Here is an 18,465-nt window from a genome sequence, read left to right as displayed (position 1 = left end):
TTGGTTTAATGGGCTGCTTCCATTGCTTCTTTAACTGCTTTGGCATCTTGCTGGGCCGGTTTCTTTTTTACCCGCAGGAAAACCACCAGGGGCAATACCACCAGGAAGAATATTCCGATCAACCTGAAGGTGTCGAGGTAGGCGAGGTAATAAGCCTGTTTGTCTACCGCGAGGTCGATTATTTTATGTGCTTTGGCTGTAGCGGTGGCTACGTCACCAGTTTGAGCGATCATATTGTTGGTGATAGCGCTTACTCTTTCTGTAAAGGCTGGGGCGCCATCGTAGGTATTGGCCACCATATCGTTCCGGTGCTGTGCATATCGCTGGCTGATAAAGTTGTTGGCCAGGGCAATACCAAAAGCTCCTCCGATCTGGCGTATCATGTTATTGAGGGAGATGCCTGCTGCATAATCTTTGGGCGGCAAACCAGCCACTGCCTGGTTAATGAGCGGCAGCTGAGACATTGAGATTCCAAAGGCGCGGATAAGCAATGGCAGGAAGAAGGCCCAGCGCCCTACATCGGGGCTTACGCCAGCGCTCGTCCAGCAATAGATGGCGAACAGGATAAAGCCTACAATGATAAATGGTATAGGGGATACGCCTTTGCTCATCATGCGGCCAATGATGGGCATCATGACCACGCCTGCCAATGTAGGTGGCAACAGGGATAAACCTGTTTCGAGAGCTGTATATCCCAATACGCGCTGTGCCAGTACGGGGTAAACAAACACAGAGGTGAAGAGACCGAGGCCTGCAACAAAGGTGAAAACAGTAGTGAACGCATAGGCCCGCTTTTTCATTACACGCAAGTTCACTACTGGTGTTGATGTCTTTAATTCCCATACAATAAATCCGACTACGCCTATTACTGCCAGCACCGCACTGATCTTGATAGCATCACTGCTAAACCAGTCTTCCGATTCTCCTCTCTCCAATACGAATTGCAGACAGCCAATGCCTACCATTAATAAAGCTATTCCTATATAGTCTACCGACATCTGGTCTTTCTTCTTGCCTTCGCCTTCCTTCTTATCTATAAATACCAGGGCCAAGATGGTGGCTATTATGCCTACCGGCAGGTTCACGAGGAACATCCAGGGCCATGAAAAGTGTTCTATGAGGTAACCGCCTACGGTGGGCCCGAGGGTGGGGCCTAATATCAATCCCATGCCGAAGAGACCTGCTGCCATGGGTCTGTCTTCGGGTTTAAAGGCATCAAAGAGAATGGCCTGTGAAGTGGAGAGCAGGGCTCCTCCACCAATACCTTGTATGAAGCGCCAGATGATCAATTCCACGAGACTGGTTGACTGGCCACACATATAGGAGGCCAGTGTGAATATGATCATGGATACGATGTAGTAGTTCTTGCGGCCAAAGTATTCGGCCAACCAGCCTGTCATGGGTATGATGATCACATTGGCAATGGCGTAGGCTGTGATGACCCAGCTTACGTCTTCAATGTTTACGCCCAGGCTGCCAGCCATCTCGCTCAAACCCACGTTGACGATAGATGTATCTATCAGTTCCATAACGGCAGCCGTTACGGTGGTGAGTACTATTATAAATTTGGCAAATCCTTTTGGACTGGACATACTGTTTTTATTAACCTGTGTCTTAATCTGTCATTTTTGAGTAGAGGATCCCCTTACGGCATTCTTTACTAAAAAATGAACGTCGTTTCTTCAACCCGATGGTTGAAGGTTATCGGCCTATGGTCGTTAATTCAGTGGAACGCTTACAAAGACGCTGAGTCCTGCTCTTAATATTTCTTTGTATTGGGTCATATCGTTAATGGCAATCTTAACGGGTATGCGTTGTGTTACTTTTACGAAGTTGCCGCTGGAGTTATCCGGTGGCAGCAAGGCAAACCGTGCTCCGGTAGCATCGCTCAGGCTTTCTACTGATCCTTTCAACTTCAGGTCGGGATAGGCATCTACTTCGATGTCTACGGGCATGCCGGGATGAAGCTTCGTGATCTGGTTCTCTTTAAAGTTGGCTACAATCCAGTAGGTAGTATCGTTCACGATCGTGAACAAAGGGGCACCTGACTGTACGTATTGTCCTAAAGAGATGTTCTTCTTGCCAATTTTTCCTGCCTGCGGTGCATAGATCTTTGTGTAGGAGAGTTTCAGTTTCTGCTGATCGATCTGTGCTTTCTTTACTTCTATATTGGCTGCTGCTTTTTGTACGGCTGCCTGTAATACGCTGATGCGGCTTTCTGCACTGGCGAGGTCATTGTGGCTGTTGTCGAGCTCTTTCACCAGGGTTTCGTAATCGTACTTAGCATCATCGAGCTGTTTTTGTGTAACGGCTGCTTCTGAAAAGAGGTTCTTGTTGCGTGTGTAGTCTTTTTGTGCTTTTTCCAGTTTTACCTGGTTGATATCGATGTCTCCTTTGTTTACACGGAGTGACACCAGGGCGTTGTTGAGAGAGGCTTTAGCGTTACTGAGATCGGCCTGTGCTGCCTGGTAATCGGCTTCCAACTGGAGCAACTGTGTTTGGAGTTCTGCATCATCCAGCTCTACCAGCAGCTGACCTGCTTTTACGGAGTCGTAGTCGTTTACTACTATGCTTTTAACGTAGCCAGCTACGCGTGGTAATACCGGGATGAGTTGTGTTTCTACCTGTGCATTGTCTGTGCTCTCGTGGCCCAGTGCAAATTTCACTTTTGTGTAGCCAAAGTATCCTGCTGCTATCAGTACTACTAATATTATAACCAGCCGTATTGGTGACTTTTTCTTTTTTGGTGTTTGGGTGGTTGCTTGCGTTTCCATAACTATACATCTTTTAATATTATTCTCCTATCAGGTGTGCCCGGAATAGGTCTTTCAGGTGTGCTTTTAATCTTTGTGTTACTTTTTTCTCGTATTCTACTTCGTCTGTGTTGTCAATTTTCAGGAGTACGCAATACAGCTTTTTAGCATTGATAACCTGTGTAATTGTGCCCATCATGGTGGCGAGTGTCATTTCCACATCTACTTTGCGAAATGCCTGTTTGCGCTGTCCTTCTGCAATGATCTTCTTGATACGCTCGAGGTTCTGCATTTTGATATTGGTGATGAGTTCTTTGATCTCCTGCGAACGCCCTGTGTTATACTCCTGGCCCATAATGCTGTGAAAGCGACGGTTATTGATAATCCGTTCTACGTAAAAGTCAATTATCCATTCTATCTTTTCCCAGGGCGTTTGCAATTGATCATTTGTCTTGTTTTCCAGTGCCGATATAGAATCGCTGAACCTAAATTCTATTAATTCCTTTAAGAGGTTTTCTTTCGATCCGAAATAGTAGGAGATCATCGCCAGGTTAACTCCCGCCAATTGTGCTATGTCCCGTACGGATGTGCCATCAAACCCTTTCTCTGCAAACAATTCTTCTGCTACTACCAGGATATGTTCCCGTTTATCTACTTTTTCTACTGAGCTCATTTGGCAATGCTTTAATTCTACCACAAAACTAAACAAACGTTTAAATTAAACGACTGTTTAATTAATTTTATTTGTTATTGATTTGTTATCTGGTGGATAAAGCAGGGGCAAAAATGTGTTTAAGTAGCTGTTAATCAGCTATAATAAGTGGGCATAGAAAAAGATAGTCCACTAACGCCTGTTAGCGGCTGATTAGGGCTAAAACAAGCTTTTCTTTTATTGTTGTTGTGCTTTCACTACCCTGAATGGACAGCAAAAAGCGTCCATCCCAATGCTAAGATGCACGGCCTGGAGGATAAATACATGTAATATAACCGTTATGAGTACCCTCTTGTAAGAACCGGGTAATCGTCTAATTTTGTGCATTATTAATCAAAATCTGATTCTATGAAATGGAGCTTCACCCTGCTCTTAGTGTGTCTATGTTTTTTTATTTCTCCCTTGTCTTATTCTCAAACGGTTCAATACCCAGAGTTTTCTGTTTCGATTTACCGGTATGCGCAAGACCAGCGTTTCAGTGATCATAAGAGTATTATTTATGTTCCTGACATCGATGAAGGGCTTTTGAGCAGTTTGTTTCCGATGAAGTCTAAACCCCGCGGATTTAGTAAGGACGATAAGGATAATGGTCCCAATATTGATTCTTTCCGGATGAGTATTGCCAGCGAGTTCTCAAAGGCTGGTATCGAGTCTCAGTGGAATAAGAATCCTGACCTGGCTGTGGTTATCATCGTGAATAGCTTTTCTGCTTCTGTGATCAATGCCGGTAGTTTTGGTAACAATACCTATAATCTGACGGGTACGGCAAAGCTGGCGGTTATGAATGGCAAGAATGAGTTGTATTTGCTGAAGGATATAAATCTTTCGGAAATGGTACAGCAGGAAGTAAATAAGTTCATTAAGAATGACTTTACTAATCAGCTGGCTAATGTTAAAGCGGTAGAGAACTATACTTTGCTGTTTCAGGCTTTGAAGAAGATAGCCGGACGCGCTGAGGATACTTATATGAATAGTTTCAGGAGCCGGACCATTACATTACCCAGTGTGTACAGGGCGGCAAAGAAATATCCTGAGCTCGTGTTCTTCGATTCGCTCAACAGCCGCCTTGTGGCTGATCTGAATAAGAAGGCTGTGACTAATTATAAGGAGTTCATCGTGCCTTATGAGGCTGAAGTAACCAGTTTCATCAGTAAGGAGTTTCCAAAGGGTTATGATCCTAAGGATATTAAGGTAGCGGGTAATTATACGCTGGCTTTCCTGTACTACCTCGCTTATGATACTGTGAAGTTGCGTCAATCGCTCGACTTCCTGTATGAGAATGGCACGAAGTTTTTAGGTAACAGGATAGAGTATAACGATCGAAAACCTTACCTGACAGAAGCCTCCGCTTATTACAGTTCTATCAATGCGCCCAAGATAAGTCCTGATTCTACTTCTGGCGATGTCAAGTCTATTTTTGGCGGATCAGAGAAGAGTTCGGAGGGGTGGCTTGTGCTTGAGAAGGGTGATACTTTAAAGGGTAAACATATTATCAAGAAATTGAGTAGTGGTATTGTTAGTCTTGACAATCCCAATAAAGTAATCTTTGAGTATACGAATGAGAAGGGCAAGACTGTGCGAAAGACTTTTAAGTACAGTGATGTAAAAGTGCTCTGTTTTAATAAGCGGGTATTCGAGAGTCATAAATTCAAACCCAATATGGCGCAGGTTGGTGCTTTGAGCATGGACTTGTTAAAGACGCGTGATTATATGTTGGAGGTAATTTACAACAGTGAGAAGATAAAGGTATTTAAGGACACTTATGGTGATGAACCTACTAATGCCATTTTGTTTGCGCGGCCCGGCGAAGCTGAACTGGCTAACCAGGGTAAGGACTGGCAAAAGAAAAAGCCTGAGATGATGAAGGAGTATTTTAAGGATTGTCCTACTGTTTTGGCAGCTCTGGATAAAACGGGCTATGATCTGAATAACGAAAAGGGGTATGTACAGTTAGCAACTGATTATAGTTCCTGTAAGCAGTAACAGGTATCTGCTACCATGTTGTAAAAAGAAATTTAGTTTTAAGTTTACAAACCGGCTTCACGATGAAGCCGGTTTTGTTTTTATACTACTGCTTGTACATTTTGTTTCCCAATTCCACATTCGCATGTGTGCCTGTTGTTTAATAAGCAATATTGTACTTCATTAATCAGGGCAGTCTTATTTGACTGGTAACCATTGTGCTATCACTTTAGTGGTTGGTGTGGCATGTGCTTTGATTTAGTGCCGGTGTAAAATCAATCATTATGAAAAAGTTTGTAGTAATGGCAGTTCTTGCCTTTTGTTCAGTGGGTATTGTGCGTGCACAGTTTACTCCGGGTATCAAGGGCGGATTGAATGTATCAGATGTTTCTAACTTTAACGGAGACAACCGCCTCAGTGGTCACGTGGGGTTGTTTTTACATCATACTATCAATTCCCGCTGGTGTATTCAACCTGAGATCCTTTACTCAGGTCAAGGTCAAAAATACAATACTGGTGAAGGAGAGCGTACTTTAGCACTAAGCTATATTCAGGTGCCAGTGATGGTGCAGTTCTTCCCTGTTAAGCAATTGTATTTTGAAGCCGGTCCTCAGGTATCATTTCTTACCTCTGCCAAAGTAAAGGGTGGTAACAATGATGTAGAGGTAGATGACAACTACCGTAAAACTGATCTGGGTATCAACCTGGGTGTAGGTATTGCTGCTACCAGTCAGCTTGGTTTTTATGGCCGTTATAATGCTGGCCTGAGCGACATTTCAAAGAACAATAACGTTAGTAACATGAACCGTGGTGGTCAGTTGGGTATGTATGTACGTTTGCACTAAAAAAGATATTAGATCAACAACAAAGGCCGGGTAGACACCCGGCCTTTCATCTATCCGGCATTACCGGAATAAACGGCTATGAGAAAAAAGAACGTTTAGTTGCTGGCTTTCTGGTCATCATTGCTTACTCCCCGTTTGCGGGATACGTTTTCGGTTAGCTTACCGAAATTCCAACGTAATCCAACATTCACTTGCCTGCCTGGTCTGTAATTCCATGATGTAGTACGGAAGTTGTTATCTCCGAGGGAGCTTTTCCATGGAAGCTCTTTCTGGAATATATTATTAAGGTTGAGTGATAGCGTGAATTTATCTTTCAGGAATTTAAGTGTGCCACCGAATCCATACCAATAATTGATTCCGTAATATCCCTGCAGTTGGGCGGGTGATCTGAACATATTGGTGTTGAAATAGGTGCTGATCTTTTTGGTGATATCTACATTGGTACTAAAGCTGCCATATCCTCCAAATCCCTGATTCTTTTGGGAGGGGTCGAAGCGGTTCTTCACAAAGTCATAGCGTAGTCCAAGGTTGCTGTTTATTCTCCATTTAGGGGTTATTGAAACAGTGATGTTGCCGGCGAGGCCTGTGGAATAGTAAGTGCCTATGTTGCCCAATGTCCATGAGCTGACGCCTGTGGTGCTATTGAAATAGGAGTAACGGGTAATCTGGCTGTTGCTGAAACTTTCTGACAGCCGGATGTTGATATTGGTTTTTCCTTTGAGAATGGTGTATCCAAATTCTAAAGAATGGTACAGTTCAGGGTTGAGCTGTGGGTTACCAAAGTTAAGATTGAGCGTATCTGTGTTGTTGATAAAAGGATTCAGGTCCCAGATATAGGGTCGGGCGAGACGTTTGGTATAGGATAATGACAGGGTATGGATATTCGCAAACTTCCGTGATACAAAGAACGAAGGTATGAGGGTAAGGTAATCCTGCTCGACGGTGGTATTTGATTTTACAAAATCACCGTCAACGACAGTTCGTTCGAGGCGAGCTCCGATACGGAAGCTGTATTTTTTGATAGTGAAGCGCATGGTAGCGTAAGTGCCATACACCAATTGTTTGTAGCTGAAGTTGTCGGAGTTTGAGGTGTCTATAATGTATTTGTCATTAGGAAAGGTACGATGCTGGCTTTCATAAAAGGAAGATGCGTTGCGCGTGATGAGCTTGAAACCAGTTTCCAGTCTCATCTTATTCTTTAGGGGATGTACATAATCCAATTGCCAGGTGCTTTGGAAGTTATCGGCGTCGTTGTAGTTTTTTATAGTGCGGTTGCTGCCCGGGCTTTGCTGGTCGCTGAGTTGTGTGTTCTTTTCGTTGCCGTAGTCGTGGAACATTTTTATGGTAAGTTCCTGCTCGGGGTTGCGTCTGAACTTTCGAATGTAATCGAGGCCCCAGTTCCAGCCTGGTGATCTATATTTGAATTGTTCATTGAACAGGCTGCGGGTAGTGTCGGACTTATCGGGAGAGACGAGGTCAAAGTAACGTTGGTTATTGCTCTCTGAATGTCCTCCATTAAGTGAGGCGTAGGTGCTGAGGGTGTTCATGCTGTCAACGTCCCAGCTTAATTCTATATTGCCATAGTTATAGAAGTTGTTGTTCTTTCGCTGGCCAGCGGTGATGCGTTTATAATATGCTATGGGGTTATAGGATTCTGTCTCTGCGGCATTACGTGTTTTAAATCCATCTACTCTGTTGAGGCCATAGTATCCGCTAAAGCCCAGTTTGCCATATTTAAAGCTTGCATTGGCGTTGACGTTGGTATTTCCCAAGGTGTTTTGGCTGATGCCGAGATTCCCGTTGTAGCCTATTACTTTCTTTTTGGTAATGATGTTGATGATGCCGCCTACGCCTTCGCCATCATATTTGGCAGATGGGGTAGTGATGACCTCAATGCTTTTGATCAGGTTGGCAGGAAATGATTGGAGAGCTTCTTTCACATTCCTGGTGAACATAGTGGTCTCTTTACCATTGAGCAGGACCTTGAAATTGCTTTGTCCGTTAAGTTGTACGTTGCCTTCTCCGTCTACTGAAAGGAAGGGCGTTTTGCGTAATACATCGGTAGCCATCTGCCCAGCATTGGATGGGTCTGCTTCAGCATTGTAGATCAGTTTGTCTTCCGAATGCTCAATGAGCGGGCGACGGGCTGATACGGTAACGGCTGTGAGGTTTTGGCTGGCGGGACTAAGTGGTATTACAGGTATATCTATAAGTATCTGATCGCTGGTTGCTTTGAATGGGGCAGATGCCTTTTCTGTGAAGCCGCTGTAGGAAGCAAAGATGATGTAGTGACCAGTATCTACCTGGGTAAATTCAAAGTGACCTTTGTTGTCGGTGAAAATGTTGCGAAGGGGCTTCTGCTGGTTGTTTGCGTGGTATAATCCCACTGTCGCAAATGGCAGGGTTTTGCCTTGTACACTATCCTGTACCATTCCCTTGATGGTGGTCTTTTTAGGAGCCTGTGCCCATGCCTGCCCTGTGAGGCAGGCAAGTATCAGGCACAGGGATATCCTGTACAAAGCGAAGTTTGTAAAAATCATGGCTATACTTTTGAATTGTTGCGGTTATGCAGGAAGCAGTTCCTTTGCTGTTGCAGTGCCGGGCCTGGGTAATATTTACAGTTCTAAATTATACTAAACGGGTTAGGGTATTCCGGCAATCTTGATCATATGATGCTTTTCCTTGACGAAAATATTCGATGTGGGTAAGGAGTGGAGCGGCACTCTCCGGTAGCCGCTCCATAGTGGCTATATTGCGGGTTATGGCGAAGCGATCGTTGCTGATCTGATTATTTGAAATCGAGGGTACAGTAGTGGCAGGTAAGTTCGATGCGTGTGTGCTTACCCTTGGTATCTCCCATGGTGCTGGTAAAGTGTCGAGGGGCTACTTCTGCTGAGGTGGCACTGATTTTTTGGCGATTGGTGCCATAGCCTACTACCGTCACTTCTTTTATCCTTTCTTTGGTAGTACTGGTAGTGGAGCCTTCTGTTTCTTTCTTTTCTTCTTCTTTTACTACTTCTTTCTGGAAGGGTGCAAACACCGTGGAGTACTCGCCTATGAAATCGACGAAATAGTTTTTCAGGTTTTTGACGGGCAGGCGGAGATCGCCGTATTTGTTATTGATCTTGATGAGTGATACATCCTGACCAATGTTACGGATCTTGATGTCAACGTTATTGCCTTCGAGGTCGAAGCTGGTGTTGAGCTGATCTATTTTAATGCTTCCGTATGTTTTGCGTCCGTCTACTTTGTCGATGGCGTCGATGGTATAGTGGTCGGCATCGCTGCGTACATAGAGATAGTTCCCTTTTTCGTATTCTATGGAAGAGGATCTGGAATCCATGTCGAGGTCGTTGATGGTCTGTGCACGGAAGGAGCCGTTCTTAAATTCTACTTCTGCTTTATCGATGTTGCCGAGGTTGGCGTTGCAGTAGTTGGCAACCAATTTCAGGTCTTTAATATCCTGGGCATCGAGGGTACCGTTGCTTATTTCCAGTTTGGCGTCATCGACATTCATTGCAATTATCACATCTCCATAATTGTTTTCAATATCCAGCTTGCAGCCTGTGGGCACCATGATGCTCATGATACGGATAGTAGGGCGTCGATAGCCTGATACCACTACTTCTTCGAGTTTGTTGCCTTGCTGGCTGCCTGGTACTGTCTTGACTTTGAGTGGAACTTTTTTACCAGGATTGATGTGTTGACCATCTACAATCACTTCTTTTGGATAGGTAGTGGTATAGATTTTCCCCGATACTATGTGTGCTGATGGGGCGGTAAGTATATCGACACGGTTGCTGAAGGGTTTAATGTGTATGCCCAAATCTTCAAACCATTCAACATCGGTCTTATTTTTCCGGGGATAGGAGGTATCGTAAACTACTTCCATCGTTACTTTTACTTTGGGTTGGTCCCAACTCTTGATGCTTACCTTGCGTGATGAAGAAACGATGCGTATGAGTGAACCTTTCTGGGAGGCTACTTCCTGGGTTAGTTCTTTGGTAAGTGTACTTTGTGCCTGTGTCTGTATGCCTGTTGTGATGAGTGTTCCTGCCAACAGGAGGGACGGGAAAAGGGCTAATCTTTTGTTATTCATGCTTGTTTTTTTACAGTTTTAAATAGGCTGGCTTGCTCCGCTTAATGTCGGGATGCTGCTGTGCCCGTACGTTCATTTTGCTGATCTCTGCCTGTAGTTCTCCAAGGAGCCACAGTTTTTGCTGGTAGAGCTGGATGAGCTTGCCTACTATCTGATCATTGAGGCCATAGAGGCGTACATCCTGCTTTACTTTGCGTTCATCTTTTTCGAGGTCGAGCCACTGTTTTTTGAATACGTGGAAGTAGCCCGCGCTTTCGGTATAGATGGGTGTTGTTTCCAGTTTTTTCAATTGATAGTTGATGATGGTTACATAATCATCTTCTATCGTCTTAGTGGGTGACGCTGGTTTTTGTGTGCCAGCAATCTTGTCTTTTTTTGTTTTGCGGTTGTCTGGTGGTGTATTGTTTTCGGCCAGTGTTTTATCGCCAGGTAATTCAGTGTCGGGTTCTTTATTCTCCTGCATGGATGCAGTACCAGTAGATGAATCCGCCTGGCCATTCGGCTCCGGGGTTGTATTCGTTTTAGGGTCGGTATTGACAGAAAGTATTGGATCGTCCGTTTTCACCGGGCGTTGGAATTGGTAAATGAGTACAGATGCTGCTACGAGGATAGCTGCCGCTGCGGTGGCCCATTTTGCGATCAATGGTATTGCCGGTTTTTTGACCTCTTGTGTTTGTTGCCGGATATGTTTCCATACCTGCGGACGGGGTGGTTTCTCGGTGTCGAGTTCATCCCGGTGTTCGAAGAGGTATTTTTTAAACTCATCCATGTCGTACCAATTGTTTTAATAATCTTTCTTTTAATAGTTGTCTCGCCCGGTGATACTGGCTTTTGGACGTGGACGTGGTTATTTCGAGGGCTTCGGCTATTTGCTGGTGCGAATAGTTTTCTATGACGTAGAGGTTGAATACTTCCCGGCAACCTCCCGGCAGGTTTTTGATCTCCTGGTGTATTTGTTCGAAGCTGATGCCCTGCAGCCAACTCTCTCCCTCTGCATGGGGATCGTTCATATATTCTTCTTCTACAGGCTGCCACCGTATCACTTTCTTTACGTGGCGGATGCATTCGTTGACGATGATGCGACGAAGCCAGGGTTCGAACAGGTGCTGTTCTCTAAGCTGGTGTAAGCTGTTGAACGCGGCGATGAACGATTCCTGTAATATGTCTTCCGCATCGGGCCGGCTACTGGTCATGCGCACACAAATACTGAACATTTTTTGTGAGAACTGTTCATAGAGCAAGGCCCGGGCTTCTTCATTGCCCTGGGTTGCTTTTCTCACTACTGCCGTTAGTATGTGTGCTGTTTTTTCCAATGCCGTTCTGGTAATAAGAGTATTGGGTTGTGGAAAGGTTGGAAGGGGTGTTGTAATATTTTTTCCTGTACAAGGTACGAGTGGGAGTCGAAAGTCTGAAGTCGAGCGTTAAGTGTTCGGAGTAGAAGGTTTGCAGCTGTGGAGACGGGAGGACGTTTTGCTGTGGTGACGGGGATAGGTGGGAAACGGAGGAGGTATGGCTTTGCAACGGCTTATCAATGAAGCATGTACGGAACATGGTCGCTATAAGGTCGCTATAACGTCGCTGAAAGGCCGCTGTAACCTCGCTATAAGGTCGTTGAAAGGTCGCTGAAACGTCGTTACAAGATCGCTGTAAGGACGCTGTGGGCTTATTAGCAGGGAGTTATAAAAATGGAGCGGGAGGCGTTAAAAGAAGCGAGCGCCTTTCCCATAATTGGACAGTGCTGCTAAATAGGCCCGTGAAGGGGCAAAAATGACAACTGCTAAAAGAACTGTATTTCTTCCCATTTTTGGAATGAAGCTGTTAGAGGCTAATGAAATTTACGAAAATTTGATGGTATTAGCCTTGATCTCTGCGTTTTTTACAGGCTTTATTTTTACTGCATTAAGGTGCTGTCTGTAGTCACGAACATACCGGAAGCCTGGTTGAATTGTTTCCAGGAGAGGTTCTGGGCGGCTCTTAACCCTCCGGCGGCAAACATGGTTTGGGTGCGTTGGAGGATGCGGGCGGGGGCAGTGGTATAAAATTCTTCTTTATTCTGGTCCCACCAAAGTTCTGAGGTGCGAAGGGTATCGCCATTAACGGTGTTGATCACCACCACGCTGTCGCGGAGGAGGATCTTTCGCTCGCGTTCGAAGTATTTGGCATATCGGGCATCAAGAATACTTTCTATGCGGGAGGTGGTGTCGTAAAAGTCTACATGCAGGGTTTTGGGAAACTCCATATAGGCTGAGTCATCGCCTGTGCGGCGCAGCATGAAGGGGGATGCGAGCTTAGCTTTTACCACGCCTTTTTCGCTGAGGTAGCTTTCTATTTGTTTGGCTTCTTCCAGCCTGATCTCCTTCTTAAAAAGGTTGTCGACCTCCTGCTGGTCGTTTTCGCAGGCGGTCAGAACGAAACAGCAGCTCAATAAGAGAGCTGCTGCACGAAGAAGGTATGCTGTGCGAAGTGCTTGCATTAGTCGTACTTGTATTTCTGGAACCAGATATCGCTTAATGAAAGGCCAATTCCTACGCGGAAGAAACTTTCACGCACGAGGCTGGTGTTGTCGCCACGTCTGCCAAACTCGAATACCGTATTGATAACGGAAAACTGGTTGGTATAGGCTGGCTTACGCATCGGAAGTCCTATTCCAAGGGAAAGGGTCCAGGTGGGGAGTTCCTTATCTACTTTGATATAGTCTTTACCGAAGGAGAATCCGGCGCGGTAGCTTACAAAGTTCCAGTAGGTTTTACCTCCAGAAGGGGTAATTTGTCCGCCGATCTTCATTTGCCAGCTATCCTGTACGAGGTCTTTTTCGCCGTAGAAGCGGTGTGCGGACCATTTTTGCTGGGCGTAGTCTACACCGATCTGCCATTTTCCGAGGCGATCGAAGACGATGCCAGCACCATAGGACGCGGGGTAAATTACCTTGCCGCTTATGTCGCTTTGGCGGTAAACTGAATCTATGGGATCGGGAGACCCGGTGTTGGAATTGTATTCGAAGCTTTCGCGGATGATGTCCTGTTTTGCGTTGAGTTTGGATTCGAGGTTGCCATAGACGCCAAAACGGAGCCAATGCAACTTATCCAGCTTTGCTGTATACTGCAGCCCGGCATTCAGGAGTACTCCGCCGTAGTTGGTCTTTGTTTCGTGGTTCGACTTGTAATAGTATTCGAGGGTATCGAGAATGGCTTTGCGGGTTGTATAGTCTTTGGAGCCGAATGTGTACCCAAAGTTGATCCCAAAGGTGAGGTCTTTTGTGATGTTGAAGCCTGTTCCGATGTGGGCTTCGTAAGTGCCACCATTACCTTCGTATAAAGTGCTGATATCGAACGTGTCACCCGGTACGCCGAGGTAAAGACGTTCTGTTTGTCCTATTTTATAGTTAACACGGGTAATAGGCCTGAGACCGATGTTTACTCCCCATCCGCCGTTCTTTTTGAGCGGGAATGCCAGCTGTACATAGGATATGTTGGGGCTGTAGGAAGAAAATTTACGGGGTGGGTTGTTGGCGCGCAAGGTGCGGTTGCCGAGTTCAACTCCAAAATCCAGCGTTGTTGCCTGCAAGCGGGCGTACGAGGCGGGATTGATAAAGTTGATGGTGTTGAAGTCGTAATAAGCAGCGGAAACGCCTCCCATGCCGCGGGACAGGATATTCTGACCGGGAACTACATCCCCCAGTCCATATCGTGAGTAAGGCGAGTTTTCGGTTTGTGCCTGTGCAAAGGAGAGCCAACATAAGCAGACTATTCCTAACAGATTGATTTTCTTATACATTGTTGTGCTCACTAATGGCATAAAGGCCTTTATAGATTAAATTAGGGTCTGCAAATATCTTGTTTTTCAGATGATAGACAAAAAAGGGTGTATCACCCCCGGTTAAGATGACGTTAAAGTTGCCGTATTTTTCGTCATAATATTCTATTATTCCGTCGATCTCTTTTGCCATTCCAAGGATAACGCCGCTCAATATGTTGGTGCGGGTATCGTAGCCAATGAGGGATAGGTTCCAGTCTTTTTCGACCAGGGGCAGCTTGGCGGTGTAATGGTGCAGGGATTTAAAGCGCATTTCCATGCCGGGTGAAATACTGCCGCCTACAAATTCATGGTATTTATTGATAAAGTTGTAGGTGATAGCTGTGCCGAGGCCAATGACAAGGTTGTTCTTTCCGGGAAAGAGGTGAACGGCGGCGGCTACCATGGCAAGGCGGTCGGCGCCAATGTCCTGTGGTTTGCCTACCGGCGTGGTGATGGGTAGCCTGGAATTATGGTCGAGCCTGTGGAAGCGGGTGGTGGCTGCCAACAGTGTTTCTATGCCGGGGGAATGGTTGATGACTGAGGAGAGGATGGATTTGGTGGGCCTGTATTTTTGGATGAGCTGACGAATGGTATCGTCATGGTCATTTTCCAGGACCAGCAATTCTTTCAGAACATCTTCTTCGAATACGGCGCATTTCATGCGGGTATTGCCGAAGTCGAAGCATAGTGTTGTATTGGACATAGAAATGCAAGAATACAGCATTCAGAATACAGAAGCCAGAATAATACAATTATTTATAGGTCAATGTCCAGATCGAAGGCCGAAAGATTCCGGAAATGGCCGTTGAGTTTTACTTTTTCTTTTAGTTGCTCCATTTCCATGAGCATGGGGATCACTTTCTGCAAATGGCGTTTGATGTATTCCTGGCGTTGGAGTTCTTTGAGCAGGCCCAGCACTTCGTATTCTTCTTCGAGTGAGAGGCCTACATGGTGGGCCACATCATAGGCCTGCAACTGGTCGTCGGGCTTTTTGAAATCCTTGCTTACGTTGAGCAGCCGGTGGAGTTCTTTGATGCCAGTGACGACTTTCTGCATCAGCAGGCGGCTACCTACATCCTCATCATTGTCGGGGTAGTTTACGATGGCGCCGCTGTATAGTTTGTCCGGAACTGCTTTGATGACTTCGAGAACACGGAATACTTTGAGTCCCTGTGTTTTTACGTCCATTTCACCGTTCTCATAAGTTTGTACGATGTCTGTGAGTTCGACAAGTGTGCCCATTTCCTGCAGGCGGTTGTTGACTACAGTGGGAATGCCAAATGGTTTTTTGCTTTCGAAGCATTCGTTGACGAGCTGTTTGTATCGTGGCTCGAATATATGCAGGTGTACTTTTTCACGGGGGAATACGACCATGCCCAATGGGAATATGGGAATGAAATTAGTCATGGTTCAATATTACGCAATATCCTTTTATTATGAGTTCTTTGTTGGGCCAGGGGGTGGTTGTTTACTGCTTTTTTGATGGTTATACACTGAGGGGCTGGTATATTTGTTTACTTTGCGGCGTTGAATGAGTCGATCGGGCTTTAGTGGAAGGCAGGTAAGGAATGGACCTTCATAATAAATAAATTGTAATGAGTAAAGTATCTGTATATATCATTGGGTATAATGAAGAGCGTAAAATCGAAGCTGCTATACGAAGTGTGATTGATTGGGCTGATGAGGTGATTGTGGCGGATTCGTTCAGTACAGATAAAACGGCTGAGCTAAGTGAAAAGCTGGGGGCGCGGGTGGTGCAAATTCCTTTTGAAGGTTTTGGCAAATTGCGCAACGTGGCCATTCGTAGCTGTCAATATCCGTGGGTGTTTAGTCTCGATGCCGATGAGCGTTGTACGCCTGAGGCGCGGGATGAGATCTTAAAGATTGTGAAGGCCAACCGGGCTGATGGTCCTGTTGCTTACTGGGTGCCGCGGAGAAATTTTTTTATGGGCCAGTGGGTAAAGTATTCCGGCTGGTATCCCGATTATCGTCAGCCGCAGCTTTTCAAAAACGGTACTATGCGTTATACGGAGGTGGCTGTTCACGAGGAGTTTGAAGCGGATGGTGAGATTGGCAAGCTTACCAATCCCATCTGGCAGTTTCCTTTTGAAAACCTGACACAGATATTGAATAAGGCTAATCGTTATTCCACGTTGGGGGCTGAAAAATTGCAGCATAGGAAAAAGGGGAATACCTGGAAGGCGTTTACACATGGCTTCGCTATCTTTTTTCAGACGTATTTCTTCCGGCTTGGCTTTTTGGATGGGCGTGCAGGTTTTACGATCGCGGTGTATAATTTTATCAGTACTTATTTTAAGTATGCGAAGCTTACCGAGCTTCAACAGGGATGGAAAGAGCCTGTCATCGATTAAACGTATTTCATGAAGATAAGTGGATTTAGTTTTGTGCGTAATGCCACGAAGTTGTATTACCCGGTAAAGGAGTCGATTCAATCCATTTTACCGATCGTGGATGAGTTTGTGATTGCGGTAGGCAAGGGTGATGCTGACGATGCAACTTTGGCGGAAATCGGGCAGATCAAATCTGATAAGATCAAGATCATTCATACGGAATGGGACTCGGATTCTTATTCTCATGCGAGTATATATGCGCAGCAGACGGATGTTGCCAAGAAGGCCTGTACGGGGGACTGGTTGTTTTACCTGCAAAGTGATGAAGTGATCCATGAGAAGTATTTGCCGGTGATCAAAGCGCGTTGCGAGCAATTGCTGCATGACAAGGAAGTAGAAGGGCTGTTGTTTAAATATATTCATTTCTGGGGCACTTATTCCCGGTACATGGTGTCTCATTACTGGTATCCCAAAGAGATGCGTATCATCCGCAATGATCCGGATATTCATTCCTGGCGGGATGCCCAATCGTTCCGGCGTATTCCTCATTTTGATGGTAAAGATTTTTTCCAGAAGCAGGGTACTGAAAAGCTGAAGGTGGCGACGGTGGATGCTGTCGTGTATCATTATGGATGGGTGAGGCCTCCGCGGCTGATGCAGAAAAGGAGAAAATCGTTTGCCGCCGATTATCATGGTGAAGCGAGGGCGGATGAGATCTTCGAAGTTCAGGAAGAAGTTTTTGACTATGGTACGTTGGCGCGATTAAAGTCATTCAAGGATACTCATCCTGCTGTGATGAAGGATTTTATTCAGCGGTTCGACTGGGCCAATGAGATTGGCAAGACGCCTCCTCCCGGTATGGAGCAGAAGCATGACCGATTGAAATACCGCCTGCTGACCATGGTGGAGCAAGCGCTGCTGGGGGGCACACAAATCGGTGGATTTAAAAATTATACTTTACTGAAAAGATAGCTCATGGGCAGGCAGGCTACTATCGACTGGGCGCAATTGTTACTGGATATCCAGCGTCATGCTGTGAAGCAAATATCCAGGGGCATTTCGTTGGTGGAGAATGAAGCGCCCGGGTATGAGCAGTTGTTGTTGTCACTTCCTGCTAACGATACTACCAGGATCATTGGCGTTACCGGTCCGCCGGGTGCGGGCAAAAGTACGCTGGTAGATGCGCTGATCGGCGCTGTTAGTGGCGATGGTAAGAAGGTGGGTGTGTTGTGTGTGGACCCTTCTTCTCCTTTTAATTTGGGTGCGTTGCTGGGTGATCGGATTCGCATGAGTGAATGGTATAATGATCCCAATGTTTTTATCCGTTCACTGGCTACGCGTGGCTCTCTTGGCGGGTTGCATCCCAAGATCATCGAGATCACGGAGCTGATGAAGGCTGCGGCGTTTGATTTTATTATAGTAGAAACTGTTGGTGTTGGACAGAGTGAGATCGAGATCGCCGGACTGGCTGATGTAACGGTGGTGGTGATGGTACCTGAGGCTGGTGACGAAGTGCAGACGATGAAGGCCGGCCTGATGGAGATTGCCGATATTTTTGTAGTTAATAAAGCTGACCGGCCTGATGCCGATCAGTTTGTAAAGAACCTGCGGCTGATGCTGGCGCCTGCTTTCAATAATCATCAGCGTGAAGTGCCTGTGTTGAAAACGATTGCTGCTCAAAAGCAAGGTATTGCTGAGTTGTATGCTGCTATTGTCTCCTTATTGAAAGATCCTCACGACGACAGTAAAAGGGCCTGGCTATTGACTGAGCGGGCTTATCACCTGGTGCAGCAAAAGCGCATGAAGGGTATTCGCAAGGAAGTACTGCAGCAGGCTATCCTTGACCAGTTGCGCAATGACCGGTTTAACCTGTACCGGTTTGTCGAGGGACTTTAATTTCACCGTTCTAATTTATATGTTCACCGAAATGGTTTTACCGGGCGTTGGG

At 45.7% G+C, this 18,465-nt stretch carries 16 protein-coding genes; 5 read left to right on the top strand and 11 right to left on the bottom strand.

What is annotated here, in order from left to right; translation table 11 throughout:
* Positions 1-5 precede the first annotated feature (5 nt).
* From AC5JBY_RS03405 to AC5JBY_RS03395, 3 genes are all read right to left on the bottom strand, one after another.
* Positions 6-1,592 carry a DHA2 family efflux MFS transporter permease subunit gene (locus AC5JBY_RS03405; protein WP_495903146.1) on the bottom strand — a complete coding sequence of 529 codons (1,587 nt, stop codon included), beginning with the start codon at positions 1,590-1,592 and terminating at the stop codon, positions 6-8.
* Positions 1,593-1,718: 126 nt separating this feature from the next.
* Positions 1,719-2,774, bottom strand: a complete 1,056-nt coding sequence (locus AC5JBY_RS03400) for an HlyD family secretion protein (RefSeq protein ID WP_495903145.1) — start codon at positions 2,772-2,774, stop codon at positions 1,719-1,721.
* Between the two features lie 19 nt (positions 2,775-2,793).
* A complete protein-coding gene (locus AC5JBY_RS03395; RefSeq protein ID WP_495903144.1) occupies positions 2,794-3,426 on the bottom strand; it encodes a TetR/AcrR family transcriptional regulator in 633 nt (210 codons plus the stop codon).
* A 387-nt stretch (positions 3,427-3,813) separates the two neighbouring features.
* Here AC5JBY_RS03395 and AC5JBY_RS03390 point away from each other — a divergent pair, with 387 nt between their 5' ends.
* On the top strand, positions 3,814-5,448 hold the full coding sequence (locus AC5JBY_RS03390) for a hypothetical protein (RefSeq protein ID WP_495903143.1): 1,635 nt from the start codon (positions 3,814-3,816) through the stop codon (positions 5,446-5,448).
* A 263-nt stretch (positions 5,449-5,711) separates the two neighbouring features.
* Positions 5,712-6,272: a porin family protein gene (locus AC5JBY_RS03385; protein WP_495903142.1), complete on the top strand. Its 561-nt coding sequence runs from the start codon at positions 5,712-5,714 to the stop codon at positions 6,270-6,272.
* 95 nt (positions 6,273-6,367) lie between these two features.
* Here AC5JBY_RS03385 and AC5JBY_RS03380 read toward each other — a convergent pair whose 3' ends face one another.
* From AC5JBY_RS03380 to AC5JBY_RS03345, 8 genes are all read right to left on the bottom strand, one after another.
* A complete protein-coding gene (locus tag AC5JBY_RS03380) occupies positions 6,368-8,812 on the bottom strand; it encodes an outer membrane beta-barrel protein (RefSeq protein ID WP_495903141.1) in 2,445 nt (814 codons plus the stop codon).
* Between the two features lie 248 nt (positions 8,813-9,060).
* On the bottom strand, positions 9,061-10,371 hold the full coding sequence (locus AC5JBY_RS03375) for a DUF4097 family beta strand repeat-containing protein (protein ID WP_495903140.1): 1,311 nt from the start codon (positions 10,369-10,371) through the stop codon (positions 9,061-9,063).
* Between the two features lie 10 nt (positions 10,372-10,381).
* Positions 10,382-11,140, bottom strand: coding sequence for a hypothetical protein (locus tag AC5JBY_RS03370; protein ID WP_495903139.1), 759 nt, complete (start codon positions 11,138-11,140; stop codon positions 10,382-10,384).
* The gene (locus AC5JBY_RS03365; protein ID WP_495903138.1) at positions 11,133-11,651 is read right to left on the bottom strand and encodes an RNA polymerase sigma factor; all 519 of its coding nucleotides are present in this window, start codon (positions 11,649-11,651) and stop codon (positions 11,133-11,135) included. The genes AC5JBY_RS03370 and AC5JBY_RS03365 overlap by 8 nt, the downstream gene beginning before the upstream one ends.
* Before the next feature lie 611 nt (positions 11,652-12,262).
* Positions 12,263-12,844, bottom strand: a complete 582-nt coding sequence (lptC, locus tag AC5JBY_RS03360) for an LPS export ABC transporter periplasmic protein LptC (protein WP_495903137.1) — start codon at positions 12,842-12,844, stop codon at positions 12,263-12,265.
* Positions 12,844-14,145 (bottom strand): BamG family beta-barrel-assembly machinery protein, encoded by a 1,302-nt coding sequence (gene bamG, locus AC5JBY_RS03355; RefSeq protein WP_495903136.1) that lies wholly within the window; start codon positions 14,143-14,145, stop codon positions 12,844-12,846. Before bamG ends, lptC begins: the two co-directional genes overlap by 1 nt.
* A complete protein-coding gene (locus tag AC5JBY_RS03350) occupies positions 14,138-14,869 on the bottom strand; it encodes a type III pantothenate kinase (RefSeq protein ID WP_495903135.1) in 732 nt (243 codons plus the stop codon). The genes bamG and AC5JBY_RS03350 overlap by 8 nt, the downstream gene beginning before the upstream one ends.
* A gap of 53 nt (positions 14,870-14,922) precedes the next feature.
* A complete protein-coding gene (locus AC5JBY_RS03345) occupies positions 14,923-15,573 on the bottom strand; it encodes an LON peptidase substrate-binding domain-containing protein (RefSeq protein ID WP_495903134.1) in 651 nt (216 codons plus the stop codon).
* A gap of 188 nt (positions 15,574-15,761) precedes the next feature.
* Between AC5JBY_RS03345 and AC5JBY_RS03340 the strand changes: the two genes are divergently transcribed.
* The 3 genes from AC5JBY_RS03340 to meaB are packed head-to-tail and all read left to right on the top strand — an operon-like array spanning position 15,762 to position 18,413.
* Positions 15,762-16,538, top strand: a complete 777-nt coding sequence (locus AC5JBY_RS03340; RefSeq protein ID WP_495903133.1) for a glycosyltransferase family 2 protein — start codon at positions 15,762-15,764, stop codon at positions 16,536-16,538.
* Between the two features lie 9 nt (positions 16,539-16,547).
* Entirely contained in the window at positions 16,548-17,489 is a 942-nt protein-coding gene (locus AC5JBY_RS03335) for a glycosyltransferase family protein (RefSeq protein ID WP_495903132.1), read from the top strand.
* Between the two features lie 3 nt (positions 17,490-17,492).
* A complete protein-coding gene (gene meaB, locus AC5JBY_RS03330) occupies positions 17,493-18,413 on the top strand; it encodes a methylmalonyl Co-A mutase-associated GTPase MeaB (protein WP_495903131.1) in 921 nt (306 codons plus the stop codon).
* The last annotated feature ends 52 nt before the right edge of the window (positions 18,414-18,465 follow it).

It is taken from the genome of Paraflavitalea sp. (assembly GCF_059502485.1).
Note: the sequence above shows the minus strand (reverse complement) of the source record. Positions and strands in the feature narration are given on the sequence as shown.